Origin of the sequence: Paraburkholderia sp. J8-2 (genome assembly GCF_905220195.1) — a bacterium.
In the GTDB taxonomy this organism is placed as follows: Bacteria; Pseudomonadota; Gammaproteobacteria; order Burkholderiales; family Burkholderiaceae; genus Paraburkholderia.
In genome coordinates this window covers 402593-426116 of record NZ_CAJMZA010000004.1, presented here as the reverse complement: position 1 = coordinate 426116, position 23524 = coordinate 402593, and the positions used below count along the sequence as shown (strand labels likewise).

At 66.3% G+C, this 23524-nt stretch carries 20 protein-coding genes; 7 read left to right on the top strand and 13 right to left on the bottom strand.

What is annotated here, in order from left to right:
* Positions 1–7: 7 nt before the first annotated feature.
* Entirely contained in the window at positions 8–1063 is a 1056-nt protein-coding gene (locus U5A52_RS13180; RefSeq protein ID WP_321934967.1) for a Gfo/Idh/MocA family oxidoreductase, read from the top strand.
* Between the two features lie 116 nt (positions 1064–1179).
* On the top strand, positions 1180–1407 hold the full coding sequence (locus U5A52_RS13175) for a sulfurtransferase TusA family protein (protein WP_321934999.1): 228 nt from the start codon (positions 1180–1182) through the stop codon (positions 1405–1407).
* A 109-nt stretch (positions 1408–1516) separates the two neighbouring features.
* Here U5A52_RS13175 and galU read toward each other — a convergent pair whose 3' ends face one another.
* Both galU and U5A52_RS13165 read right to left on the bottom strand, forming a co-directional pair.
* Positions 1517–2398 carry a UTP--glucose-1-phosphate uridylyltransferase GalU gene (gene galU, locus U5A52_RS13170; RefSeq protein ID WP_028208043.1) on the bottom strand — a complete coding sequence of 294 codons (882 nt, stop codon included), beginning with the start codon at positions 2396–2398 and terminating at the stop codon, positions 1517–1519.
* Positions 2399–2477: 79 nt separating this feature from the next.
* A complete protein-coding gene (locus U5A52_RS13165; RefSeq protein ID WP_321934966.1) occupies positions 2478–5345 on the bottom strand; it encodes a valine--tRNA ligase in 2868 nt (955 codons plus the stop codon).
* A gap of 260 nt (positions 5346–5605) precedes the next feature.
* Here U5A52_RS13165 and U5A52_RS13160 point away from each other — a divergent pair, with 260 nt between their 5' ends.
* Positions 5606–7987, top strand: a complete 2382-nt coding sequence (locus U5A52_RS13160; RefSeq protein WP_321934965.1) for a UvrD-helicase domain-containing protein — start codon at positions 5606–5608, stop codon at positions 7985–7987.
* A gap of 42 nt (positions 7988–8029) precedes the next feature.
* The gene (locus U5A52_RS13155) at positions 8030–8848 is read left to right on the top strand and encodes a 5'-methylthioadenosine/adenosylhomocysteine nucleosidase (protein ID WP_321934964.1); all 819 of its coding nucleotides are present in this window, start codon (positions 8030–8032) and stop codon (positions 8846–8848) included.
* A gap of 4 nt (positions 8849–8852) precedes the next feature.
* Here U5A52_RS13155 and U5A52_RS13150 read toward each other — a convergent pair whose 3' ends face one another.
* The 6 genes from U5A52_RS13150 to U5A52_RS13125 all read right to left on the bottom strand — a co-directional run bounded on the left by U5A52_RS13150 (position 8853) and on the right by U5A52_RS13125 (position 16839).
* Entirely contained in the window at positions 8853–10754 is a 1902-nt protein-coding gene (locus U5A52_RS13150) for a propionate--CoA ligase (protein ID WP_321934963.1), read from the bottom strand.
* 193 nt (positions 10755–10947) lie between these two features.
* Entirely contained in the window at positions 10948–11583 is a 636-nt protein-coding gene (locus tag U5A52_RS13145) for a hydrogenase maturation protease (RefSeq protein ID WP_321934962.1), read from the bottom strand.
* A 281-nt stretch (positions 11584–11864) separates the two neighbouring features.
* Positions 11865–12728, bottom strand: a complete 864-nt coding sequence (locus tag U5A52_RS13140; protein WP_069268663.1) for an HlyD family secretion protein — start codon at positions 12726–12728, stop codon at positions 11865–11867.
* Between the two features lie 40 nt (positions 12729–12768).
* Positions 12769–12972 carry a DUF1656 domain-containing protein gene (locus U5A52_RS13135; RefSeq protein ID WP_321909219.1) on the bottom strand — a complete coding sequence of 68 codons (204 nt, stop codon included), beginning with the start codon at positions 12970–12972 and terminating at the stop codon, positions 12769–12771.
* Positions 12959–15217 carry an FUSC family protein gene (locus U5A52_RS13130; protein ID WP_321934961.1) on the bottom strand — a complete coding sequence of 753 codons (2259 nt, stop codon included), beginning with the start codon at positions 15215–15217 and terminating at the stop codon, positions 12959–12961. Before U5A52_RS13130 ends, U5A52_RS13135 begins: the two co-directional genes overlap by 14 nt.
* Before the next feature lie 11 nt (positions 15218–15228).
* Positions 15229–16839 (bottom strand): efflux transporter outer membrane subunit, encoded by a 1611-nt coding sequence (locus tag U5A52_RS13125; protein WP_321909119.1) that lies wholly within the window; start codon positions 16837–16839, stop codon positions 15229–15231.
* 156 nt (positions 16840–16995) lie between these two features.
* Here U5A52_RS13125 and U5A52_RS13120 point away from each other — a divergent pair, with 156 nt between their 5' ends.
* Positions 16996–17934: a LysR family transcriptional regulator gene (locus tag U5A52_RS13120; RefSeq protein ID WP_321909118.1), complete on the top strand. Its 939-nt coding sequence runs from the start codon at positions 16996–16998 to the stop codon at positions 17932–17934.
* Between the two features lie 162 nt (positions 17935–18096).
* Positions 18097–18240 (top strand): hypothetical protein, encoded by a 144-nt coding sequence (locus U5A52_RS13115; RefSeq protein ID WP_199272076.1) that lies wholly within the window; start codon positions 18097–18099, stop codon positions 18238–18240.
* A gap of 22 nt (positions 18241–18262) precedes the next feature.
* Here U5A52_RS13115 and U5A52_RS13110 read toward each other — a convergent pair whose 3' ends face one another.
* The 4 genes from U5A52_RS13110 to wrbA form a co-directional block, all read right to left on the bottom strand.
* Positions 18263–19069, bottom strand: coding sequence for a metallophosphoesterase (locus U5A52_RS13110; protein ID WP_321934998.1), 807 nt, complete (start codon positions 19067–19069; stop codon positions 18263–18265).
* A 65-nt stretch (positions 19070–19134) separates the two neighbouring features.
* Positions 19135–20571, bottom strand: coding sequence for an FAD-binding oxidoreductase (locus U5A52_RS13105; protein ID WP_321909117.1), 1437 nt, complete (start codon positions 20569–20571; stop codon positions 19135–19137).
* Between the two features lie 119 nt (positions 20572–20690).
* Positions 20691–21047, bottom strand: a complete 357-nt coding sequence (locus U5A52_RS13100) for a DUF2069 domain-containing protein (protein ID WP_321909214.1) — start codon at positions 21045–21047, stop codon at positions 20691–20693.
* A gap of 68 nt (positions 21048–21115) precedes the next feature.
* Complete coding sequence (gene wrbA / locus U5A52_RS13095) at positions 21116–21733, bottom strand: NAD(P)H:quinone oxidoreductase (RefSeq protein WP_321909115.1); 618 nt, start codon at positions 21731–21733, stop codon at positions 21116–21118.
* A gap of 93 nt (positions 21734–21826) precedes the next feature.
* On the opposite strand from wrbA, the gene U5A52_RS13090 reads away from it, so the two are divergent.
* Complete coding sequence (locus tag U5A52_RS13090) at positions 21827–23128, top strand: YihY family inner membrane protein (RefSeq protein ID WP_321934960.1); 1302 nt, start codon at positions 21827–21829, stop codon at positions 23126–23128.
* Between the two features lie 46 nt (positions 23129–23174).
* Here U5A52_RS13090 and U5A52_RS13085 read toward each other — a convergent pair whose 3' ends face one another.
* Entirely contained in the window at positions 23175–23495 is a 321-nt protein-coding gene (locus U5A52_RS13085) for an Mpo1-like protein (RefSeq protein ID WP_158757479.1), read from the bottom strand.
* Positions 23496–23524: the final 29 nt, after the last annotated feature.

Here is a 23524-nt window from a genome sequence, read left to right as displayed (position 1 = left end):
ACGAGGAATGCAGGCAATCGATCGTGCCCAGCCGTTGCGCGTGGGTGTGGCGGGACTGGGGAGGTTGGGGCGGTGGCATGCGCAGAACCTGGCATATCGCGTGCCGGGCGCGACGCTTGCGGCCGCGTGCAGTCCGCTCGAAGCGGATCTGGCGTGGGCGCGCGAGGCGTTGCCCGCCGCGCGGCTGTATGGCGAATACGCAGACCTGCTGGCGGATCAATCGGTCGATGCGGTGTGGCTCGTCACGCCTTCGGCTTTGCACGCCGAGCAGATCGTGCAGGCGCTCGAAGCAGGCAAGCATGTGTTCTGCGAGAAACCGCTTTCGCTCGATGTGGCCGAATGCGAGCGGGTGGTGAACGTGTCGCGCCGCCATGCTGACCGGCAGGTCACGATCGGCTTCATGCGCCGCTTCGATCCAAGTTATCAGGATGCCTACGCAAAATTGCAGGCGGGTGCGATCGGCAGGCCGTTTCTCGTGCGCTCGCAAACCTGCGATCTCAACGATCCCGAAGGCTTCTTCGTGCGCTTCGCTCCGACCTCCGGTGGAATTTTCCTCGACTGCACGGTGCACGACATCGACGTCGCGCGCTGGCTGCTCGGCAAGCCGCGCGCCACGCGTGTCTATGCCGCTGGTGCGATTGCGCTGCACGAGGGCCTGCGCGAAACGGGCGACGTCGACAACGGCGTGGCGATCTGCGAGTTCGAGGACGGGCGTCTCGCGATGTTCTATGCCTCGCGCACGATGGCGCACGGCAACGACACGTCGAGCGAGGTGATCGGCACGGCGGGGGCGCTTGCGATCGGGCGTATTCCGCGCGCGAATCGCGTGGATGTCTACGACGCGACGGGCGTGCGCAGTGTTTGCACGCCCACGTTCTTCGACCGCTTCGAAGAGGCGTTCCTGATCGAAGCGCAGGCGTTCGTCGCGGAGGTCGCGGCGCGCAAGGCGGGTGGGGCGGAGCACGACAGCCTTGGCGCGACGCTCGAAGACGCGCTGGAGGCCACGCGCATCGGCCAGGCGCTGCGCGAATCGCTGCATACGGGGGCGGCGGTCACGCTGTAAGCCGTGCCGCGATCGGGGCAAGCGGCGGCTGGCGTGGCTGCGGTAAAATCGACGCTATTGCCAGCACCGTCTCACGCCGCGACGGTGCGCCACCGAAGGATCCAACCCCGATGCAGATTCAGGTTCACAAGGAAGTGGATGCACGCGGGCTGAACTGCCCGCTGCCGATCCTGCGCGCCAAGAAGGCGCTCGCCGACATGGAGAGCGGCCAGATCCTCAAGGTCCTCGCGACTGACCCCGGCTCGCAGCGCGATTTCGCCGCGTTTGCGAAGCAAACCGGCAACGAGATCGTGGAAAGCTCGAAGCAGGAAGACACCTTCGTGTTTCTGATGCGCCGGCGCTAAACACCGAACGCCGAAGCAGATAAAAAAATGGCCCGCATGAGAATGCGGGCCATTTTTCTTCGCGCCGGACGGGACGGGCGCCTAGCCGGGGGCGTCTGTCCGGGGGCGCCTAGCCTTCCAGCACCGGCTTGCGCGTACGCAGATACTCGTCGAAATCGGCGCCGACTTCCGGGTGGCGCAGCGCGAACTCCACCGTCGCCTTCAGATAGCCGAGCTTGCTGCCGCAGTCGAAGCGCGTGCCGTGGTACTTGTACGCGAGCACTTGTTCGTCGGCGAGCAGCGACTGGATCGCGTCGGTGAGCTGCAGTTCGCCGCCCGCGCCGGGCTTGATCGACTTCAGATGCTCGAAAATGCGCGGCTTGAGTACGTAGCGGCCCACCACGCCGAGGTTCGACGGCGCGACTTCAGGCGCCGGCTTCTCGACGATGCCCGAAAGCTTGACGATCGAGTCTTCCCACTCCTTGCCGTCGACAATGCCGTACGAGCGCGTTTCCGAGGGCGGGATCTCTTCCACGCCGAGCACCGAGCTATGGTAGTGGTCGAACACCTCGACCATCTGCTGCATGACAGGCGGCGTGCCGTAGAGCAAGTCGTCGGCGAGAATCACGGCGAACGGGTTGTCGCCCACGAGCTTTTCCGCGCACAGCACGGCGTGGCCCAGGCCGAGCGCCTCCGGCTGACGCACGTAGAAGCAGTCGACGTTGTTCGGCTTGATGTTGCGCACCAGTTCGAGCAGCTTGGCCTTGCCGCGCGCTTCGAGTTCGGCCTCGATCTCATACGACTTGTCGAAATGGTCCTCGATCGCGCGCTTGCTGCGCCCAGTCACGAAGATCATTTCGGTGATGCCCGCAGCCACGGCTTCTTCGACCGCGTACTGAATGAGCGGCTTGTCGACCACGGGCAGCATTTCCTTCGGGCTGGCTTTCGTGGCCGGAAGGAAGCGCGTGCCTAGGCCCGCTACCGGGAATACCGCTTTTGTCACTTTCAGCATGTCTTTAGTCCCTGTCCTGGTGCTCGTGTGACGCCGCGGGTGCGACGTCACACGGTACAGCCTTTGGCCGGTATGGCGCTCAGGCCGGCAACCGCGTGAGTTGCGCGGTCAGCTTGTCCAGCGTTGCCTGGTATTCTGCCAGTCTTTTCTGCTCCTGCTCAACGACTGCGGGCGGTGCTTTTGCTACAAAACTGTCATTTCCTAGCTTGGCCTTGCACTTCGTCACCTCATTGCCGAGGCGGGCGATTTCCTTCGACAGGCGTTCGCGTTCGGCGGCGACATCGATCTCCACCTTCAGCACGAGCTTGTCCGTTCCTACGATAGCAACTGGCGCGCCTGCCGAGGCGGCGTCGAGCGCGGCTTCGTCGGCGATGATCTGAACCTCCGAAAGCTTCGCCAGCGCCTGCGCATAAGGCGCGAACGTCGCGAGGCGCCCGGCGTTGCCCGTGGCGAGCAGCGGCACCTTGGTGGCGGGCGAGAGGCCCATCTCGCCACGCAGGTTGCGGCATGCGTCAATCACGGCCTTCAGGTCGGCGGCCCACTGTTCAGCGGCTTCGTCGATCTTCTTCGCTTCGGCCACCGGGTAACGCTGCATCATGATCGATGCTTCGCCTTCGGCCGCGCCTTGCGGGTACGCGTCGGTGAGCGGCGCCACCTTCTGCCACAGCGCTTCGGTGATGAACGGAATCACCGGGTGAGCCAGGCGCAGCACCGTTTCCAGCACGCGCAGCAGCGTGCGGCGCGTGGCGCGCTGCTGCTCGGGCGTACCCGTCTGGATCTGCACTTTCGCCAGTTCCAGATACCAGTCACAGTATTCGTCCCAGACGAACTTGTATATGGCGTTGGCCACGTTGTCGAAGCGATAGTCCGCGAAGCCCTTCGCGACTTCGGCTTCCACGCGCTGCAGCAGCGAGACGATCCAGCGGTCGGCCTGCGAGAAGTCCGTGTAGCCGCCGGGGCCGCAATCGCCGGGCTGGCAATCGCCCGGCTTGCTGAAACCGCAGTCGTGGCCTTCGCAGTTCATCAGCACGAAGCGCGTGGCGTTCCAGAGCTTGTTGCAGAAGTTGCGATAGCCCTCGCAGCGCGCGAGGTCGAAGTTCACGTTGCGGCCGAGCGTGGCCATGGAAGCCATCGTGAAGCGCAGCGCGTCGGTGCCGAACGCGGCAATGCCGTCCGGGAACTCCTTGCGCGTCTTCTTCTCGATGGTCGCGGCCTGCTTGGGATTCATGAGGCCGGTCGTGCGCTTGGCGACCAGCGCTTCGAGGTCGATGCCGTCGACGATATCGATCGGGTCGAGCGTGTTGCCCTTGCTCTTGGACATCTTCTGGCCTTCGGCGTCGCGCACGAGGCCGTGCACGTACACCGTGTCGAACGGCACCTTGCCGGTGAAGTGCGTGGTCATCATGACCATGCGCGCCACCCAGAAGAAGATGATGTCGAAGCCCGTGACGAGCACGGAAGAGGGCAGGAAGGCCTTCAGTTCGGGCGTTTCTTGCGGCCAGCCGAGCGACGAGAACGGCACGAGCGCCGACGAGAACCACGTGTCGAGCACGTCTTCGTCGCGCTTCAATGCGCCCTTGTAGCCCTTGGCGTCGGCCTGCGCGCGCGCTTCTTCCTCGTTCTTCGCGACGAAGATCTCGCCGTTCTCGCCGTACCACGCCGGGATCTGGTGGCCCCACCAGAGCTGGCGCGAGATGCACCAGTCCTGGATGTTCTCGAGCCACTGGTAGTAGGTGGTCGTCCAGTTTTCCGGCACGAACTTGATCTGGCCGCTGCGCACCACGTCGAGCGAAGTCTCGGTGATCGACTTGCCGGGGTTGAAGGTGCCCTCGGGCGCCGGCTTCGTCATCGCCACGAACCACTGGTCCGTGAGCATCGGCTCGATCACCACGCCCGTGCGGTCGCCGCGCGGCACCATGAGCTTGTGCGGCTGGACCGAGTCGAGCAGGCCCAGCGCCTCGAAGTCGGCCACCACCTGCTTGCGCGCCTCGAAGCGGTCGAGGCCGCGGTATTTTTCAGGGGCGTTGTCGTTGATCTTCGCGTCGAGCGTCAGGATCTCGATCATCGGCAGGCCGTGGCGCAGACCCACCTGGTAGTCGTTGAAGTCGTGCGCGGGCGTGACCTTCACGACGCCCGTGCCGAACTCGCGGTCCACGTATTCGTCGGCGATCACCGGGATTTCGCGGTCGGTGAGCGGCAGCTTGACCATTTTGCCGATCAGGTGCGCATAGCGCTCGTCTTCCGGGTGCACCATCACGGCCGTGTCGCCGAGCATGGTTTCGGGGCGCGTCGTAGCGACGGTCAGCGTGGCCGAGCCGTCCGCGAGCGGGTAGCGCAGGTGCCACAGGTTGCCGTTTTCCTCTTCGCTCGCCACTTCGAGGTCCGAGACGGCGGTGAGCAGCACCGGGTCCCAGTTCACGAGGCGCTTGCCGCGGTAGATCAGGCCCTGTTCATAAAGGCGCACGAACACGTCGCGCACGGCGGCCGACATCTTGTCGTCCATCGTGAAGTATTCGCGCGACCAGTCGATCGAGGCGCCCAGACGCCGCACCTGGCCCGTAATGGTCGAGCCCGACTGCTGCTTCCATTCCCACACGCGCTCGACAAACTTCTCGCGGCCCAGGTCGTGACGCGAGATCTTCTGCGCGTCGAGCTGGCGCTCGACCACGATTTGCGTGGCGATGCCCGCGTGGTCCGTGCCCGGCACCCACAGCGTGTTCTCGCCGAGCATGCGGTGGTAGCGCGCGAGGCCGTCCATGATCGTCTGGTTGAACGCGTGCCCCATGTGCAGCGTGCCGGTGACGTTGGGCGGCGGCAACTGGATCGAGAAGTTCTTGTGGCCGGGCTCGAAGGTCGCGGCGGCGTAGCCTCGACGCTCCCATTCGGGGCCCCAATGGGCCTCGATGGTCTGGGGCTCGAAGCTTTTCGCTAGCGTGCTGTCGCTCATGGGTGGAATCTGCCGAAAAAAGGATGCGGAAACGTTCGATTATAAGGGGAAGTCCCGCCGGAGCCGACGTGCCAGCCGAGGCCGGGCCAAGCTTGGGTCCGAGCGTGGACCAGGCGCAGGCCGGCGCGCGACGCGCCCGGGTTGCCCAAGCCGCCGCGTGCGCGCGCACTTATAATGGCGCTCTGCCATTCAACGGCGCGCCTTTGCCGCGCGCCACGCCCCTGCGGTTATGTCCCCAGGGGCATGCTCCTTTTCAGCCCATGCCCGAACTGCTCGCGAACCTGAACCCCGAACAACTCGCCGCCGTCACGTTGCCCAACGAACCGGCGCTCATTCTGGCCGGGGCCGGCAGCGGCAAGACGCGCGTGCTGATCACGCGCATTGCGTGGCTGATCCAGCAGGGCATGGCTTCGCCGTCCACCATTCTGGCCGTGACCTTCACGAACAAGGCCGCGCGCGAAATGATGAGCCGCCTTCAGGCGATGATGCCCATCGACACGCGCGGCATGTGGATCGGCACGTTCCACGGTCTGTGCAACCGCATGCTGCGCGCGCATTTCCGCGACGCCGGCCTGCCGCAGACCTTCCAGATTCTCGACACCGCCGACCAGCTCTCGGCCATCAAGCGGTTGATGAAGGGCCTGAACGTCGACGACGAGAAGTACCCGCCGAAGAACCTGCAGTACTTCATCAACAACGCGAAGGAGCAGGGCCTGCGTCCGAAGGACGTGGACGTGAGCGACGACTTCAACCGCAAGTTCGTCGAACTCTACGAAGCCTACGACCAGCAGTGCCAGCGCGAAGGCGTGGTCGACTTCGCCGAGCTGCTGCTGCGCTGTTACGAACTGCTTGCCTACAACCCGCCGCTGCGCGCGCACTATCAGGGGCGCTTTCGCGACATTCTGGTGGACGAGTTCCAGGACACCAACAAGCTCCAGTATGCGTGGCTCAAGCTGCTCGCCGGGCCGGGCAACGCGATCTTCGCGGTGGGCGACGACGACCAGTCGATCTACGCGTTCCGCGGCGCGAACGTCGGCAACATGCGCGACTTCGAGAACGAGTTCCGCGTGAAGCACATGATCAAGCTGGAGCAGAACTACCGTTCGCACGGCCATATTCTCGATGCGGCCAACTACCTGATCGCGCATAACTCGCGGCGTCTGGGCAAGAACCTGCGCACCGATGCGGGCCACGGCGAGCCGGTGCGCGTGTACGAGGCGGCGACCGACTCGCAGGAAGCGGGCTGGATCGTCGAGGAGATTCGCGCGCTCATCAATCAGGGGCTCGCGCGCCACGAAATCGCCATTCTCTACCGCAGCAACGCGCAGTCGCGCACGATCGAGCACACGCTCGTGAACGCGGGCGTGCCGTACAAGGTGTACGGCGGCCAGCGCTTCTTCGAGCGCAAGGAAGTGAAGGATGCGCTCGCATATCTGCGCCTGATCGACAATCCGAACGACGACACGGCGTTCGCGCGTGTCGTGAACTTCCCCACGCGCGGCATTGGCGCGCGCTCGATCGAGCAGCTGGCGGATGCCGCGCGCCTCTACAACTGCTCGATGGCGGCGGCCATTCCGTATGTCACGGGCAAGGCGGGCACGAGCCTCGGTTCGTTCGCCAATCTGGTCGCGAAGATGCGCGCCGAGACGGCGCAGATGAGCCTGCCGGAAACCGTTGAATACACGGTGCGCATGAGCGGCCTCGCCGAGTTCTATCAGACCGAGCGCGAAGGTCAGGATCGGCTGGAGAACTTGCAGGAACTCGTGACCGCGGCCACGGCGTTCGTGAGCGAAGCGGGCTATGGCCTCGACACGCCCGCGCGCTCGATTCCGCTGCGTCCCGGTGCGAGCGCGGTGCCCGAGCTCATCTCGCAGGACGGCGAAATCGAAGTGCTCGACGCGCCCACGATCACCGACCCCGCGCAGAACCCCGACGTCATGACGCCGCTCGCGGGCTTTCTCTCGCACGCCTCGCTCGAAGCCGGCGACAACCAGGCGCAGGCGGGCCAGGACGCCGTGCAGCTGATGACGGTGCACGCCGCGAAGGGCCTCGAATTTACGGCGGTCTTCATCACCGGTCTCGAGGAAGGCTTGTTCCCGCACGAGAACAGCGCGATGGAAGCCGACGGCCTTGAGGAAGAGCGCCGCCTGATGTACGTGGCGATCACGCGCGCGAAAGAGCGGCTTTACATCTCGTTCGCGCAGAGCCGCTTGCTGCATGGCCAGACGCGCTACAACGTGCGCTCGCGCTTTTTCGACGAACTGCCGCAGGAGTCGCTCAAGTGGCTCACGCCCAAGGTCGAGGCGGGCGCGCGCTGGGGCGGGCGTTCCGACAACGCAGGCTGGGGCCGCGACTGGTTCTCGAAGCCGGGCGGTGGTGGCAATGGTGAGAGCGGCGGTGGCCGCCGCGAGCGCGACGCGTATATCGCGGACAAGAGCCCGGCGCCCGCATTCGCGAACGAGCAGCGCGCCGCCGAAACGGGTTTCCGGGTGGGCCAGGGCGTGTTCCACACGAAGTTCGGCGAAGGCACGATCACCGCGCTCGAAGGCAGCGGCACCGACGCCAAGGCGCAGGTGCGCTTCAAGCGTCACGGCGAGAAGTGGCTCGCGCTGGCGGTGGCGAAGCTGCAGCCGGTGGAGTGAGTGCGCTCAGTATTTGACGAACCAGACGGACACCATTCAACGATGAACTCTTCGACCCAGGCGGGCGGCACGGCCGCCCGTCCGCTCGGCGTGCTCGCCGCGCTGCCCCAGGAACTCGGCGATCTGATCGCGGCGATGCAGGCTGAATCGGGTGTCGTGACCCGCACGTTCGGCCGGCGCGACTATCACCTCGGCACCGTGCATGGCGCGCCCTGCGTCGTGACGCTCGCACGCGTGGGCAAGGTGGCCGCCGCCGCGACGGCGAGCGCGCTGATCCATGCGTTCGATGTGGAAGCGATCGTCTTTACGGGCGTGGCCGGCGGCGTGGGCGAGAACGTCCACGTGGGCGACGTGGTCGTGGGCGAAACGCTGCTCCAGCATGACATGAACGCCGAGCCGCTCTTTCCGCGCCACGAGATTCCGCTGCTCGCGCGTTCGCGCTTCGACGCCGACCGCGCGCTCGCCGACGCGCTTGCCGCTGCCTGCGAGCGCTTCATCGCGGAGGAAGGCGCGTCGCTCGCCGCGCATTTCGGCGCAGCGTTGCCGCGTCTCGCGAGTGTCGCGCCGCAGGTGCACCGCGGGCTCGTGATCAGCGGCGATCAGTTCGTGGCGAGCGCGGCCGCCGTGGGCGCGCTGCGCGCGCAGTTGCCCGACGCGCTCGCCGTCGAGATGGAAGGCGCGGCGATCGCTCAGGTCTGTCACGAGTACGACGTGCCCTGCGCGGTCGTGCGCACGATCTCCGATACCGCCGACGAACACGCGAGCACCTCGTTCTCGAGCTTCCTCACCGATATCGCGGGCACGTATTCGACAGGCATACTCAAGCGTTTTCTCGCCGGGTACCGCCCGCTCGCGCGTTAAGCGATCAACCGTTGTTGCCCGCGCTGACCGCCTCGCGAATCGACTGCAGCGCGGAGGCGTCCTCGATGGTCGGCAGCTCGCCCGGATCGCGGCCTTCGGCGAGCGCCGCAATCGCGCGGCGCAGCAGCTTGCCGGAGCGGGTTTTCGGCAGCATCGGCACGAAGTGCACGCGCGCGGGGCGGCCGATCGCGCCGAGCTGGCGGTCCACCGTCACGGCTAGCGCGTGCGCGAGCTTTTCCGCATCGGCGGGATGGGCGGCCGCGTTCGCGTCACGCAGCACGACGAACGCCAGCGCGGCCTGACCCTTCACCGCGTCGTTCACACCCACCACGGCCACTTCCGCGACCGCCGCGTGCGACGAGATCGCCTCTTCGATCTCGCGCGTGCCGAGACGGTGGCCCGCCACGTTGATCACGTCGTCGGTGCGGCCGAGGATCGTCACGTAGCCGTCGCTATCCTGCACACCCCAGTCGAAGGTCGAATACACCGGCTGGCCGGGCACGCTTTCCCAGTACGTCTTCACGAAGCGCGCGTCGTCGCCCCACACCGTTTGCATGCAGCCGGGCGGCAGCGGGTAGCCGAGCGTGATCACGCCTTTCTCGCCTTGCGCGCAGGGCTCGCCCGTGTGCTCGTTGCGCAGCACGAGGTCGTAGCCGTAGCAGGGCACGCCCGGCGAGCCGAGCTTTTGCGGCATGGGGTCGACGCCGCGCTGGATCGCGAGCATCGGCCAGCCGGTTTCCGTTTGCCAGTAGTTGTCGACGACGGGCTTGCCGAGCGCGTCCGAGATCCATTGCGCCGTGGGCTCGTCGAGCGGTTCGCCCGCGAGAAAGAGCGTGCGTAGGCTCGAAAGATCGGCGCAGTGCAGGAGCGCCGGGTCCTGCTTCTTGAGTACGCGAATGGCCGTGGGCGCAGTGAACATCAGGTTGATGCGGTGCTGCTCGACGAGCCGCCACCAGATGCCGCCGTCGGGGCGGATCGGCGTGCCTTCGTACATCACGGTCGTCATGCCCGCGAGCAGCGGCGCGTAGATGATGTAGCTATGACCCACCACCCAGCCGATGTCCGACGCCGTGAACATCGTGTCGCCCGCGCGCCCCTCGAAGATGTATTCCATCGAAGCGGCGAGCGCCACGGCGTAGCCGCCCACGTCGCGCTGCACGCCCTTGGGTTTGCCCGTCGTGCCCGAGGTGTAGAGGATGTACGAAGGCTCGTTCGATTCGAGCCATTCGCACGGAATCTGGACGTCGTAGTGTTGCTCGCGCAGCGGCTCGTAATCGACGAGATACGGCGCGTTCAGCCGCTCGGGCGCGAGCTGGCGATCGATCAGCAGCACCTTGGGCGGCGCGAATTCGGCGCGCGCCATCGCTTCGTCCACGAGCGGCGTGTAGTCGATCACCTTGCCGCCGCGCGCGCCGGCGTCGGCGGCGACGAGCAGCACAGGCTTCGCATCGTCGATGCGCGCGGCAAGGCTCGGCGCGGCGAAGCCGCCGAACACCACCGAGTGGATCGCGCCGAGGCGCGCGCAGGCGAGCACGGCGAACACGGCCTCGGGAATCATCGGCAGATAGATCAACACGCGCTCGCCGCGCGTCACGCCGAGCGAGCGCATCACGGCGGCCATGCGGTTCACCTCGGCGTGCAGGTCGGCGTAGGTGTAGCGGCGCTCGATGCCGGTTTCGGTCGAGACATAGACGAGCGCGTTCTGGTGCGCGCGCGACGTGAGGTGGCGGTCCACGGCGTTGAAGCACAGGTTCGTGCGGCCGCCGCAGAACCAGCGCGCAAACGGCGGGTTCGAGCGGTCGAGCACCTGGTCGAAGGGCGTCTCCCAATGGATGCGCGCGGCTTCGCGGCGCCAGAAGTCGTCGGGGTTCGCGATCGACTCGCGGTGAAAATCGCGGTAACGCATGACTACCTTCCTCCCGTGCTGATGGTGCAGGCGGCCGGCGCGGGGACCCGGCACAGTGGTCCGGCGCAGTGGTCCGGCGCAGTCGTCCGGATCTGGCGCAGTTTTTCAGGATAGTGCAGTGCAATGCGTGCGGGCAACGCGGGTTCTCCCGCGGGTTCTGCCGCAGATTCTCAATGACGGCTGTACGCGGCCTTCAGCCGCGCAGGTCCGGATGCGCGAGACGCGGCAGTGGTGCGGCGCGCCAGCGGTGCAGCCAGCCGCGCGCGGCTTCGACCGTGGCATCGAGTTGCGCGCGCACCAGGCTCGACAAGCTCGCGCCGTAACAGTCGCTGGCCTGCGGCTGCACGCCGATCAGCACGAACTCGCGCGGCGAGCGGCCGCTCAACTGCGCGCAGGCGAGCGCATCGGCGAAACCCATGCCTGGGCGGCTCGGACGACACATGTAGAGACGTTCAGCCGCCGCGTCGCCGGTGAGCACGCGAAGCGCGCCCGGCGCGAGCCCGAAATCGATTGCCGTGAGCACGATCAAACGCTGCGTGGATTCGACGACGGGCAAGAGCGCACGGCCGCGCGTGCCGCCTTCCACGAGTTCGACCTGGGCGGGGCATTGCCAATTCGTCTTCAACTGCTCTAGCGCCAGAACGCCCACGCCAGCATCGCCCCATTGAACGTTGCCGAGGCCGAGCACGACCACGCGCTGCGGCGCGCTGGCCCGGCGGTTCGCGAGCCCGGCCAGCGCGCGGTGCGCGAAGGCGCGCACCGCGCCAGGCTCGCGCGTTGCCTGCGGGATGTTGCCGATCTCTGGGGGGCGATGTAGGCGAGGGATCACGTTGAGGGTGGGTAGGGAGAGTTTGCGAATAGGAATAATCCGAGTAATTCGGGAAATCTCTGTTGATGCGTATCAATCGAGATAGGTTTTATCGTGATAAGGACAATGTTTTGCAATACTCATCGATTGGCCGTCAGAACAACGTGCGGCAGCCGCTAACACTCCGTCTGCGCGCAGCAACAAAAAAGGGGAACGCCAAACTGGCGTTCCCCTTTTGCGTGCGCTTTTGCGTCGTCCGGCTGGCGGCGCGTGCGCGGTCAGCCGGTTCCGTCGCCGTTCCATCACGTCCCCGGCTTCACCACCACCGTGCAGGTCGTGCCGGCCGCGAGCACCATGTCGTCCGGCACCTTGTCGATATGGATGCGCACCGGCACGCGTTGCGCGAGCCGCACCCAGTTGAAGGTCGGATTCACATCGGCGAGCAGTTCGCGGCTTTGCGGATTGTCGCGGTCGTAGATGCCGCGCGAGATGCTTTCCACGTGACCTTGGAGCGTGCCACCGCTCATCAGCTTGATATCGGCCTTGTTGCCCACCTTCACGTGAGGCAGCTTGGTTTCCTCGAAGTAGCCGTAGACCCAGAACGAATGGCTGTCCACCACGGCGAGCTTGGCCTGGCCCGAGATCGCGTAGTCGCCCTGGAACACTTGCAGGTTCGTGATGTAGCCGTCCACCGGCGAGACCACGCGCGTGCGTTCGAGGTTCAGCTTGGCGGCGTCGAGCGCGGCGATGGCCTGCTGATATTGCGCCTGAGCCGAGTTTGCCGTGTGCGAAGCGTTCTCGCGGTTTTCCGCCGAGACCACTTCGCTGTCCATGTCAGCGCGGCGGCGCGCGTCGTCCTGGCGCATGGTCAGCTCGGCCTTGCGCGCGGCCACGGCGGCTTCGGCCTGCTCGACGGCGATCTGATAGTGCGACGGGTCGATCTGCATGAGCAAGTCGCCCTTGTGCACGAACTGGTTGTCCTTCACGGGCAGCTCGACCACGGCGCCCGAGACGTCGGGGGCGATATTCACCACTTCGGCGCGCACGCGGCCGTCGCGGGTCCACGGTTCGTCCATGTAGTGAACCCACAGGACGCGCCCGACCAGAATGGCGACGACGAAGATGATGGCCGTCGCGATAAAGCCAATGAGGTTGCGGATTGTCATGATTCGGTTGATTCGTTCAGCGATGCATTCAGCGGCGCAATTAGTGATAAACCGCGAGGCCGAGCACGCAGCACACGACCACGAGCAGGCTCACGCGAAAGAGGGATGGGTGCCACACGACCCGATACAGGCCGGTTCTGGCCAGCACGGAATCGAGCACCCAGGTGACCGCCGCGCCCAGAATGAAGAGCAGCACGATCGCCGGGATATAGGCGTCGAGAAACGCGACGTCACGAGGCATGATTGGCTCCCCGATTGTCTTCATGAGGTTGACGGGCACTCTCGCCCTCGCTGCCCGCATAGGCCGCGAGCGGCGATTGCGGGTCGATGAGCGCGGTGCGGATGAAATGCAGATGGCTCTGGATGCGCTGCAGCTGGTGGCGCTCTTCGCGCGGCGGCGTGTCGCCACGCTCGGCCGCGCTCGCTGCATCGGGCTTCCACATGCCTTGCAGCACGCTCTGGCTTGCGTCGATGGCGTGCACGGTTGCCGCAAGCGCGGCGCGATAACGTGCCTCGCTTGGGCGCTCGAAGAGCGCGCCCACGGCCTTGAGCGTCGCGTCGATCGCCACGCGCCAAGCCGTTCCCCGTGCGTACTGCGGATGCGCGGGCAGCGTGGCCAGTTCGTGGCGCAGATCGAGCGCGGCGTTGCCCACTTCGAGCGTCGAAAAGAGCCAGCGCAGCGTGTCGCGGCGTTGCGCGTCGTCGTTGCCGGCGATCGCCGAGAGCTGGAACATCAGGTCGCGCGCGCCGCTCTCGAAGCGGTTGCGCAGTCCCTTCAGGCGCGCGCGGCAGGCCTGCACGGCGCCGCCGCGCAGGTCGGCGAGCAGTCGCCGACGCAGCCACGGCGTGGAAGGCGGCAGCAGCACGGCGAACGCGAGCGCCGAGACAGCCATCGACGCGATCAGCGCGAGCGCATCGTTCATATAGCTGCTCGGGTTGTACTGCACGACGTTGTCCGGGCCCGCGAGAAAGCACAGGAAGATGCAGTAGCCCACGCCGTAGCCCGCGTACTTCGGGCGCGTCGTGAGGAACACGCCGAGCGCAAGCGCGGGCGTGAGCGCGACGCACAGCATGGCGAAGCCGTCGATATGCGGAAATACGCCGAACGTGAGAACCATGCCGACGAGCGACGCGAGCACGGTGCCGAGCGCCATCTGCGTCGCCATGCGCGAGGGCTGCGGTGCCGCCGAGGCAAGCGCGCAGGTCGCGGCGGCATTGAGCACGAGGGTCGAGCCGCTCGGCCATGCGGTGGCGATCCAGAACGCGCCGAGCAGCGTCATCACGATCGCGGCGCGCACGCCCGAGACGCCTGCTGCGATCAGGTTCGTCTTCGGCACGTAACGCGCAATCCATTTTTCGCGCGAGTGCGTGTCGACGGCGAGCGAGGCGTAGGTGGCCGTGTACTCGGTCATCTCGTGTACGAAGCGGTAGAACAGTTCCGTGGCGGTGTCGAAGTCGAGCAGGCGCGCATTGCCTTGCGCTTCGAGTTCGGCGCGCGTGGCGCGCACGCGCTTCGGCAGCGCCGAGCGGTAGTCTTCGAGTTGCTTCGAGACGTGCGTTGCATCCGCGGCTGTGAGCACCGGCTCGCCCGCTTTCGCGAACAGCGGCGCGATCTCGCGGAAGTACGGTTCGAGCGCATCGACGGTGACCACGGAGCCGTCCGCGCGCAGACGGTTCATCAACTGATGCAGCGCGTGAAAGCGCGTGGAGACCGTCATGAACTCGGTGTTCAGACGCGCGAGGCGCCCCGAGCGCATGCGCGCGTCGGGGGACTCGAACACGGCCATGCTGCGGTTCGCTTCGAGGCCCACGACGTCGGCGACGAAGCGTGCATTGCTCGCTTCGATATGCGAACGATCGATACGGCCGGCGAGCGCTGCGGACACGTAGTCGACGAACGACGAGAAACGGCGCCGCACGTTCGAGCGCAGCAGCTCGCCCGTAAACTGCGGAAACACCACGGCGCTGACGAAGCCCGAGCAGAGAATGCCGATCGAGATCTCGCCCACGCGCGTCATGGCCGACATGAACGCGCCGTCGGGATGCTGCGAGGCCGGAATGCCGATGAGCGCCGCCGTATAGCCCGCGAGCACGAAGCCGTACGAGCGGAAGTTGCGGTTGCGCGCCGCGCCCGCGGTGCACAGCCCGACCCACAGCGCCGTCGAGACGATGAAGAGTTCCGGCTGTTGCGCGAAGAGGCCGATCAGCGCGAGCATCACGACGAGGCCCACGAGCGTGCCGCACAGCCGGTAGAAGCTCTTTGCGAACACCGGGCCGCTTTGCGGCTGCATCACGATGAACACGGTCGTCATGGCCGTGCGCGGCTGCGGCAGGTCGAGCTTCATGGCGATGCCGAGCGCGAGCAGGGCGGCTGCGATCGCCTTGAAGAGATAGATCCAGACGAGGCCGTCGGTGCGCGCCCAGTCGGCGAGCGCCGCATAGAGGCTTTGGCCGCCCGGCTGCGAAGGTGAGGAGGTGGACGCCTGCATCTTCGGCTGCCTTAGTGCGCCGCGCCCGATGCGCTGGCATCGGCGGCGTCGGGACCGGACGAAGCATGCGAGCCGTGCGGCGCGAGCAGCGCCGCGGGCATCAGCGGCACGTCGCGCGTCTTCTTGCCGTGCGCGGGCAGTTGCTCGGCGTCGGTCGGGCCTTTCGCGGCGGCATCGCTCGATGCGTCGATCATGCCGCCGCCCAGCGCCGCGACGAGCGTGGCGTGTGCGGCGAGGCGCTCGGCCTGGATGTGCGCCACGCCTTCCTGCGCGCGCAGCAGCTGCGTTTGCGCAATCAGCACGTTCACATAGTCGGTCAGGCCACGGCGGAAGCCTTCCTGCGCGAGATCGTAGTTGCGCTGCGCGGCTGAGACCGAGCGGTGCGCATCGTCTTCCTGCGTCGCGAGCGAGCGCATGCGCACGACCTGATCGGCGATTTCCTTGAGCGCGGTGACGATCGTCTGGTTGTACTGATCGACGGCGATGTCGTACGCGGCGGACTGCGCGCCGAGCTGCGCGCGCAGGCGTCCGCCGTCGAAGATCGGCAGCGAGAACGCGGGGCCAGCCGCGTAACTGCCGCTCATCGACTTGAGGAACTGGAACAGCGGGCCGGCCGCCGCGTAGCCGCCCATCGAAACGAGCAGGTTCACGTTCGGATAGAAGTCGGCCTTCGCGACGTCGATGCCGCGCGCTTGCGCGGCGACGAGCCAGCGCGCCGCGACCACGTCGGGGCGATAGCCGATCAACTGCGCGGGTAGCGCCGACGGCAGGCCTGCGGGTGCGGCGAGCGAGAGCGCCGGGCGCTCAATCGATTCGCCGGCGCCCGGGCCCTTGCCCGCGAGCGCCGCGAGCTGGTTCTTGCCGAGCGCGATGGATTCTTCGAGCGCGTCGATCTGGCGCTCGTACTCGGGCAGCGGCGTTTGCGCCTGGCTCACTTCGAGCTGGGTGCCGATGCCGCCCGCGAGACGCTTTTGCGCGAGCGCGAGAATGCGCTGCTGCTGGCCGAGCGTTTGCTTCGCAATGTCGAGCAGCGCGTAGTTCATCGACATCTCGATGTAGGTGCGCGTGACATTGACTTCGAGTTCGAGCTGCGCCGCGCGCGCGTCCGCAGCGGTGGCGTGCGCCACGTCGAGCGCGCGCTCGGCGTTGTTCTTGTCCTGGCCCCAGAGGTCGAGGTGATACGAGAGGCCGAGCGTGGCCGTGTTGTTCCACGTGTTCGAGCCCGCGAGCGACCCCGGTCCGTAGTAGATGTTGTCGGACCATTGCTGGCGCTGGATGGACATGCTGCCGTTGATTTGCGGCAGGAGCCCGGCCTGGGCCACGCCCACCATCGAGCGGGCTTCGCGCACGCGCGCCTGGGCGGCGGCAAGCGAGGGGTTGCCGGCCACGGAGGCCTCGATCCAGGCGTTCAGTTGAGGGTCGTTATAGCCGCGCCACCAGTCGCTGGCGGGCCAGCTCGCGTCGGTGTTGGCCGCGCGGATCGCCGATCCGGCGTCGAGTTGCGCGGCTTCGGCCTGCTTCGCTTGCGGTGCGATGCCCCCGGTACTGGCGCAGCCCGCGATTATCAACGAGAACGTAAGAACCGTGAGTGCGGCTAGTCCTTTCGGTACCGGAGACTGCACGATTTACTCCTTATCTTGACTATGAATCACTGTGCGTCATTATATTTTTTGCGCGATTGGTGAATAACCGGTAAGGATGCAAGGCATTTTTACGAAACATGAGACAATCGATCTTACGAAATATGAAACAATTCGTGAGTCAGATAGAGGATTGGTATGGATACGCTTCAAAACATGCGTGTATTCGTCCGGGTGGTGGAGGCGGGCAGCTTCACGGGCGCGGCGCAATACCTGAACACGACCACGGCTTACGCCTCGCGCGCGGTGTCCGATCTGGAGGCGCATCTGCGCACGCGCCTCTTGAACCGCACGACGCGCCGCATCGCGCTCACCGAGGCGGGCGAGCGCTACCTGCAGCGCTGCGAGCAGATCCTCGCCTACGTCGATCAGGCGGAAGCGGAAGCCGGCGACGCGCATGCGCGCCCCTCGGGCAAGCTCAAGGTCCATGCCATGACGAGCTTCGGCCAGCACTATGTGGTGCCGGCGGTGGGGCAGTATCAGCAGCGCTATCCCGACGTGCACGTGGAGCTGACGCTTGCGCAGCGCATGCCGGACCTGCTCGACGAGGGATATGACGTGGCCCTCGTGGTCGCGACCGATCTGCCGGATTCGGGTTTCGTGTCGCAGCGGCTCGCGAGCGCGTTCAGCATCGCGGTGGCGTCGCCGGCGTATCTGGAGAAGCGCGGCGTGCCGCAAAAACCCGCCGATCTCGCGCAGCACACCTGCCTGCAGATGGTGACGCCCGTGTTCCCGACCGCCCAGTGGCACTTTACGGGCCCCGAAGGCGAGGCCACGGTCGACCTCGGCGCGGCGACTTTCCAGGTGAACGTGGCGGAGGCGATGGCGGTGGCCGTGCGCGAGGGCATGGGCGTGGGCCTGCTGCCGATCTATTCGGCGATCAGCGGTCTGCGCAGCGGCGAGCTGCAGTGGATCCTGCCGGAGTACAAGTCGCAGGAGATGAACGTCTTTGCGGTGTACCCGTCGCGCCAGTATCTCGACGCGAAGATCCGCACATGGGTCGAACTGCTGCGCGAGAGCATGCCGTCGACGCTCGCACGCGATCAGAACGAGTTGCGCCAGTTCGCGCGCACCTGAGGCGGCTGCGCCTGCGCTTGATCAAGAGGCGTGCGCGGGCTGTGACAGCCTGTTACAGCTTGCGCAGATGGCAACACTTGCTTACGCCCGGCGGCGCGGCGGCTTGGTAAGGTAGCGGGACTGTTTCACGCAACCTACTTTCTGCCAACACCGGGAATTGACATGGATACGCATCTGATGATCGGCATCGCCGTGATGATGGGCCTGATCGGCATCGCGGCATCGCGCGATCTGCTGCGCATGCGCCGCGCGCAGCTGCAGCCCGTGACGCTGCGCGTGCGCCGCGACGACGCGCGCATGCACTAAACCCGCAGGCGCATTCGCCTCGCTAGATGTCCACCACCTTGTCCCATGCAAAGGCCGGATTCTCCGGCTGCCCCGTGCGGCGGTCGCGATAGCCGCGCGGATTGCACACCACGCGCGTGCCGTTGACCGTGTAGTCGAAGCACGTATGCGTATGGCCATGTATCCATAGCGCGACAGGCGCGCGCACGAGCGCGTCGAGATCGCTCACGAATCCCGCCGACACCTGATCTTCCGCATAGCGCGGCGCAAGGCTTTGCCTGTGCGGCGCGTGGTGCGTCACCACGATCGTCTCGCCCGCGAAGGGCTTCGCGAGTTCCGCTTCGAGCCACGCGCGCGAACGCGCATGGAGCGCGAGCGAGTCGGCTGGGGTGAAGTCGCGCGCCAGCGCTTGCGGGCTATCGGGCCAGGACACCTGGATCAATCCGCGAAAGTCGAGCATCACGCGCATCGCGGCCGCAATGGCGGCTTCGCGCGCGGCGTCGTCGGCGCCAAAGAGCGCGAAGTCCGCCCACAGCGTCGTGCCGAGCACGCGGAAGCGGCCCGCCGGATCGACATACACGCCGTCGTTGAGGAAATGCACGTTGTCGAGCGTGGCGGCGGCGTCGCGCATCGCCGTTTCCAGGGCGCCGAGATCGCCGTCGTAGTACTCGTGATTGCCGGGCACGTACACCACCGGCACCTGCGGATCGAACGTCTCCGCCGCCCAACGCAAACCGAGTCCGTGATTGTGGATGTCGCCCGCAAGCACGACGAGATCGGCCTGCGCATGCGGGATCGTGACGGGCTCGTCCTGCTCGAGATGCAGGTCGGACAGCACGCGGATCTTCAGCGGGGTTTTCACCGGGTCTTTCACCGAGTCTTTCACCGGGTCTTCCACGATTCTCGCTCCTTCGATCAGGGCAGCACTTTCCCCGGATTCATCAGGTTCAACGGATCGAGCGCGGTCTTGATCGCACGCATGAGCGCAATTTCGACCTCGCTCTTGTAGTGCATGTTCTCGTCGATCTTCAACTGCCCGAGCCCGTGTTCGGCGCTGATCGTGCCGCGATGGCGGTCCACGCTGTCGTAGACGATACGGTTCAGCGTCTTTTCGTTTTCGGCGAGGAAACGCTTCGGGTCGCCGCCTTCGGGCGCCTGCACGTTGTAATGCAGATTGCCGTCGCCGAGATGGCCGAACGTGACCATGCGCGCGCCGGGCACCGTGCGGGCGATCTCGGCGTCGGTTTCCTCGATGAAATGGCCGATACGCGAGATCGGCACGCCGATATCGTGCTTGATGTTCAACCCTTCCTGCGCCTGCGCGAGCGGAATGTGCTCGCGGATATTCCAGAACGCCTGCGATTGCGCGAGGCTTTCGGCGACTACGGCGTCTTCCACGAGACCTTGTTCGAGCGCGTCTTCCATGAGCCGCTCGAAGAGTGCGCGTGCGTGTTCTTCGCTTTCGTTATCCGAGAGTTCGAGCAGCACGACCTGTGCGTGATGCTCCGCGAACGGATAACGCATTTGCGGGAAATGACGGCCGACGAGCTGCATGCAGAAGTCCGACATCAGCTCGAAGCCCGTGAGCAGCGGTCCGGCGTAGCGCTGCGCGAGCGCGAGGAAGTCGAGCGCCGCGTGCGCCGAGCCGAGCGCGGCGAGCGCGGTGACGCGCGCGGCCGGCAGCGGATGCAGCTTCATCACGGCGGCGGTGATGATGCCGAGCGTGCCCTCCGCGCCAATGAAGAGATCGCGCAGATCGTAGCCGGTGTTGTCCTTGCGCAGCCCGCGCAGGCCGTCCCAGATCTCGCCTTGTGGCGTGACGACTTCGAGGCCGAGACACAGCTCGCGCGTGTTGCCATAGCGCAGCACGCCGGTGCCGCCGGCGTTGGTCGACAGATTGCCGCCGATCGTGCAGCTGCCTTCGGCAGCGAGCGACAGCGGGAAGAGGCGGCCCGCATCCTTGGCGCGCGCCTGGACTTCGGCGAGGATCACGCCGGCTTCGACGGTGATCGTGTTGTTGTGCGCATCGATTTCCCGCACGCGGTTCAGACGGCGCAGGCTCAGCACGGCCTGGCTGCCGCTCGCGTCGGGCGTTGCGCCGCCCGCGAGGCCCGTGTTGCCGCCTTGCGGCACGAGCGCGACGCGATGCGCGTGCGCGAGCTTCACGACAGCGGCCACTTCCTGCGCGTTGGCCGGGCACAGCACGGCGAAGGCCGCGCCCTGGTAGCGGCGGCGCCAGTCGGCGAGGTAGGGCGCGGTGTCGTGCGCGTCGGTCAGCACGTTTTGCGCGCCGATGGCGGCGGCGCAGGCGTCGAGAAAGGCTGGGCTGGCGGTCGGGGTGGAGTCGGTCATGGTGTCTCGGAGTGTCGCGCCTGCGCTGGGCTGGCGCGCGGCACGATTGTCGTGAAGCTCAAACGCCTAGTGTGACACGGCGATAGCCTTCACGCAGCGTGCGCGGTGGAGAGAGCCGCTCAGGCCGACTCGCGCTTCGCGGACTTTGCGGCAGGTTTTGCAGCACGTTTCGCGGCACGCTTGTACGGCGCGACATAGGCAAGCGCGCACGCGAAGAAGCCGAGCGAAAGTGCGACTTCCACCCAGCCGAGCCGGTTGCCGGGCGCGGGATCGGTCATGCCGCGCACGATGCCCTCCGCGAAGTAGAGCAGCACGAGCATCGCCGCCCATTGCAGCGTGTAGAGCCTGCGTCGCAGCACGCCGGGCAGCGCAATGGCGAGCGGCACCGCTTTGAGCACGAGCGCGCTGCCACCCGGGCGCAGTGGCGCGAGCCGCCATTCCCACGCGATGCACAGCAGCGTGAGCGCGGCGAGCATCGCAAAGGCGCCGAGCGCGGCGCCGCGACGCTGGGCGATGGGCTCGGTGACGCTCTCCACGCTGGCATTCACAGCCGCTGGCCTCGCTCGCTGGGCGCGAGCGCGAGCGCCGCGCGCGCCAACCGTACGCCCAGCGCGCTCGCGAGCGTCTTCTCTTCGGGGCTCAAGCCGTGGCCGCGCGCGTCGTGGCGCGCGTGATGCGAGGCGCCGTAGGGCGTGCCGCCGCCCTGCGTAGTCGTGAGCGCGCTTTCGGTGTAAGGGATGCCCACGAGCAGCATGCCGTGATGGAGCAGCGGCAACATCATCGAGAGCAGCGTGCTTTCCTGGCCGCCGTGCAGGCTGCCCGTCGACGTGAACACGCACGCGGGCTTGCCCGCGAGCGCGCCCGAAAGCCACTGGGGCGTCGTGCCGTCGAGAAAGTACTTGAGCGGCGCGGCCATATTGCCAAAGCGCGTGGGCGAGCCGAGTGCGAGGCCCGCGCATTCTTCGAGGTCGCGCAGTTCGACGTAGGGCGGCCCGTCGGAGGGGATATCGGGCGCGGTGGCCTCGCAGACCGTCGAGACGGGTGGCACCGTGCGCACGCGCGCCTCGGCGCCGGGAACACTGTCGATACCCTGGGCAATTGCGCGCGCGAGCTCGCGGGTTGCGCCATGTCGACTGTAGTAGAGCACAAGAATCGGTTTCATCGGGCCTCGTCGGTGGACGGGATATTATAGGGGTTGGGTTTGCCGCCGCCGCGCGGCAGTCAAAGTGTTCACGGTGGCGAGGAAGACGGGCCAATGGATGTGCTGTCGACAGTGAGGATCGATCTGGACATCGTGAAGCGGCTCGCTCGCTTCGCGGCGCGGCGCAGCCGCGAAGATCGCATTCCGCAGGTCGCGGGCAGCCTCACGTTCACCACGCTGCTCTCGCTCGTGCCGCTCGCCACGGTTGCGTTCGCGCTCTTCACTGCATTCCCGATCTTCGCGTCGTTCCAGAACTCGCTGCAGGCTTTTCTCGCCGATCACCTCATGCCGGCGCAGATCAACAGCCAGATCTTCAAGTACCTGAACCAGTTCGCCTCGAAGGCCAAGGGCCTCACGACAATGGGCATGATCGTGCTGTTCGTCACGTCGGTCATGACCATGATGACCGTGGAGTCGGCCTTCAACCTGATCTGGCGTGTGCGCAAGGCGCGGCCGTTCGCGCAGCGCGTGCTCGTCTACTGGGCCATCCTCACGCTCGGGCCGATCCTGATCGGCGTGAGCCTGTCGATCTCTTCCTACGTGTTCACGCGTTCCGCTGTGATCGCGACCGAGCAGCACGTTTCGGTCATTCTCGACTGGATGCTTTTCGGCGCTTCGCTGCCGCTCACGGCGCTCGCGTTCGCGATGCTCTACGTGTACCTGCCGAACTGCCGCGTGCAGTGGCGCGACGCGCTGGTGGGCGGCATTGCCGCCGCAATTGCGTTCGAGGCGGCCAAGCGCGGCTTTGGCTACTACGTGCGGCGCATTCCGACCTATACGGCCGTTTACGGCGCGTTCGCGGCCGCGCCGATGTTCCTGCTGTGGATGTACCTGAGCTGGTTCATCACGCTCGTGGGCGCGATGATCACCTCGGCGTTGCCCGAAATCCGCACCGGGCGCTTCGACCGGCCGCGCTTTCCGGGCAGCGATCTGCTCGATGCGCTCGAACTGCTGGCGGGCCTCGCCGAAGCGCGGGAAGCGGGCGAGCCGGGCCGCACGACCGAGCAACTCGCGCAACTGCTGCGGCGCGACCTGGCCACGGTCACACGCCTGATCAACGGTCTCGAAGAAGATGAACTCGTGGGGCGTCTCGAACAGGACGACCGCGCGAAAACGCTGTTCCTGCTGATCGGCAATCCCGCGCGCATCACGGTGGCGCGCATCTTCGACCGCTTCGCGATCGATCGCGAGGAACTGGCGTATCAGCTCAAGTCGAGCAGCATCGACGCGCCCATGCTGCTAGGCGCGCTCGACAACGACAGGCTGTCAATTTCACTCGCGTCGCTGATTGCGACGCGGCGTTTCCCGGCGCTAACGGAAGAGCACGCGCCGGTGCTCCCGCACCCGGCGGCGTGACGGTACGGCGCGCCTGCGAGAGGCGCGCCACCGCGTCCGATCGCGATCAGAGAGAGATCTTGCCGCGGCAGATATCCGCGAACATGACCCAGTCGCCCATCAGGCTGTAGATGGGGTGACGGAAGGTGGCCGGGCGGTTCTTCTCGAACTTGAAATGTCCGACCCACGCGAAGCCGTAGCCGCACACGATGGCAAGCGGCAGCCAGAGCCAGTTGCCCGTGGCGATCGCCATGCAGACGAAGCCGATCACGCCGAGCGACCCGATGAAATGCAGCCGCCGCGAAACGGGATGGCTATGCTCGCTCAGGTAGAACGGATAGAACTCCGCGAAGCTCGAAAAATGCTCGGTATGCGTGGTGGGTTGCATTGTCTCCTCCTTTCTGCGTGGGCCGCAGG

What these genes read in the sequence shown, in the direction of transcription:
- U5A52_RS13115 (WP_199272076.1), top strand. Translation starts at nt 18,097, where the DNA reads ATGGATACGCATCTGATGATCGGCATCGCCGTGATGATGGGCCTGATC.
- U5A52_RS13160 (WP_321934965.1), top strand. Translation starts at nt 5,606, where the DNA reads ATGCCCGAACTGCTCGCGAACCTGAACCCCGAACAACTCGCCGCCGTC.
- U5A52_RS13140 (WP_069268663.1), bottom strand. Translation starts at nt 12,728, where the DNA reads ATGACAATCCGCAACCTCATTGGCTTTATCGCGACGGCCATCATCTTC.
- U5A52_RS13165 (WP_321934966.1), bottom strand. Translation starts at nt 5,345, where the DNA reads ATGAGCGACAGCACGCTAGCGAAAAGCTTCGAGCCCCAGACCATCGAG.
- U5A52_RS13155 (WP_321934964.1), top strand. Translation starts at nt 8,030, where the DNA reads ATGAACTCTTCGACCCAGGCGGGCGGCACGGCCGCCCGTCCGCTCGGC.
- U5A52_RS13180 (WP_321934967.1), top strand. Translation starts at nt 8, where the DNA reads ATGCAGGCAATCGATCGTGCCCAGCCGTTGCGCGTGGGTGTGGCGGGA.
- U5A52_RS13105 (WP_321909117.1), bottom strand. Translation starts at nt 20,571, where the DNA reads ATGACCGACTCCACCCCGACCGCCAGCCCAGCCTTTCTCGACGCCTGC.
- U5A52_RS13120 (WP_321909118.1), top strand. Translation starts at nt 16,996, where the DNA reads ATGGATACGCTTCAAAACATGCGTGTATTCGTCCGGGTGGTGGAGGCG.
- U5A52_RS13085 (WP_158757479.1), bottom strand. Translation starts at nt 23,495, where the DNA reads ATGCAACCCACCACGCATACCGAGCATTTTTCGAGCTTCGCGGAGTTC.
- galU (WP_028208043.1), bottom strand. Translation starts at nt 2,398, where the DNA reads ATGCTGAAAGTGACAAAAGCGGTATTCCCGGTAGCGGGCCTAGGCACG.
- U5A52_RS13090 (WP_321934960.1), top strand. Translation starts at nt 21,827, where the DNA reads ATGGATGTGCTGTCGACAGTGAGGATCGATCTGGACATCGTGAAGCGG.
- wrbA (WP_321909115.1), bottom strand. Translation starts at nt 21,733, where the DNA reads ATGAAACCGATTCTTGTGCTCTACTACAGTCGACATGGCGCAACCCGC.
- U5A52_RS13150 (WP_321934963.1), bottom strand. Translation starts at nt 10,754, where the DNA reads ATGCGTTACCGCGATTTTCACCGCGAGTCGATCGCGAACCCCGACGAC.
- U5A52_RS13130 (WP_321934961.1), bottom strand. Translation starts at nt 15,217, where the DNA reads ATGCAGGCGTCCACCTCCTCACCTTCGCAGCCGGGCGGCCAAAGCCTC.
- U5A52_RS13100 (WP_321909214.1), bottom strand. Translation starts at nt 21,047, where the DNA reads ATGCTCGCCGCGCTCACGCTGCTGTGCATCGCGTGGGAATGGCGGCTC.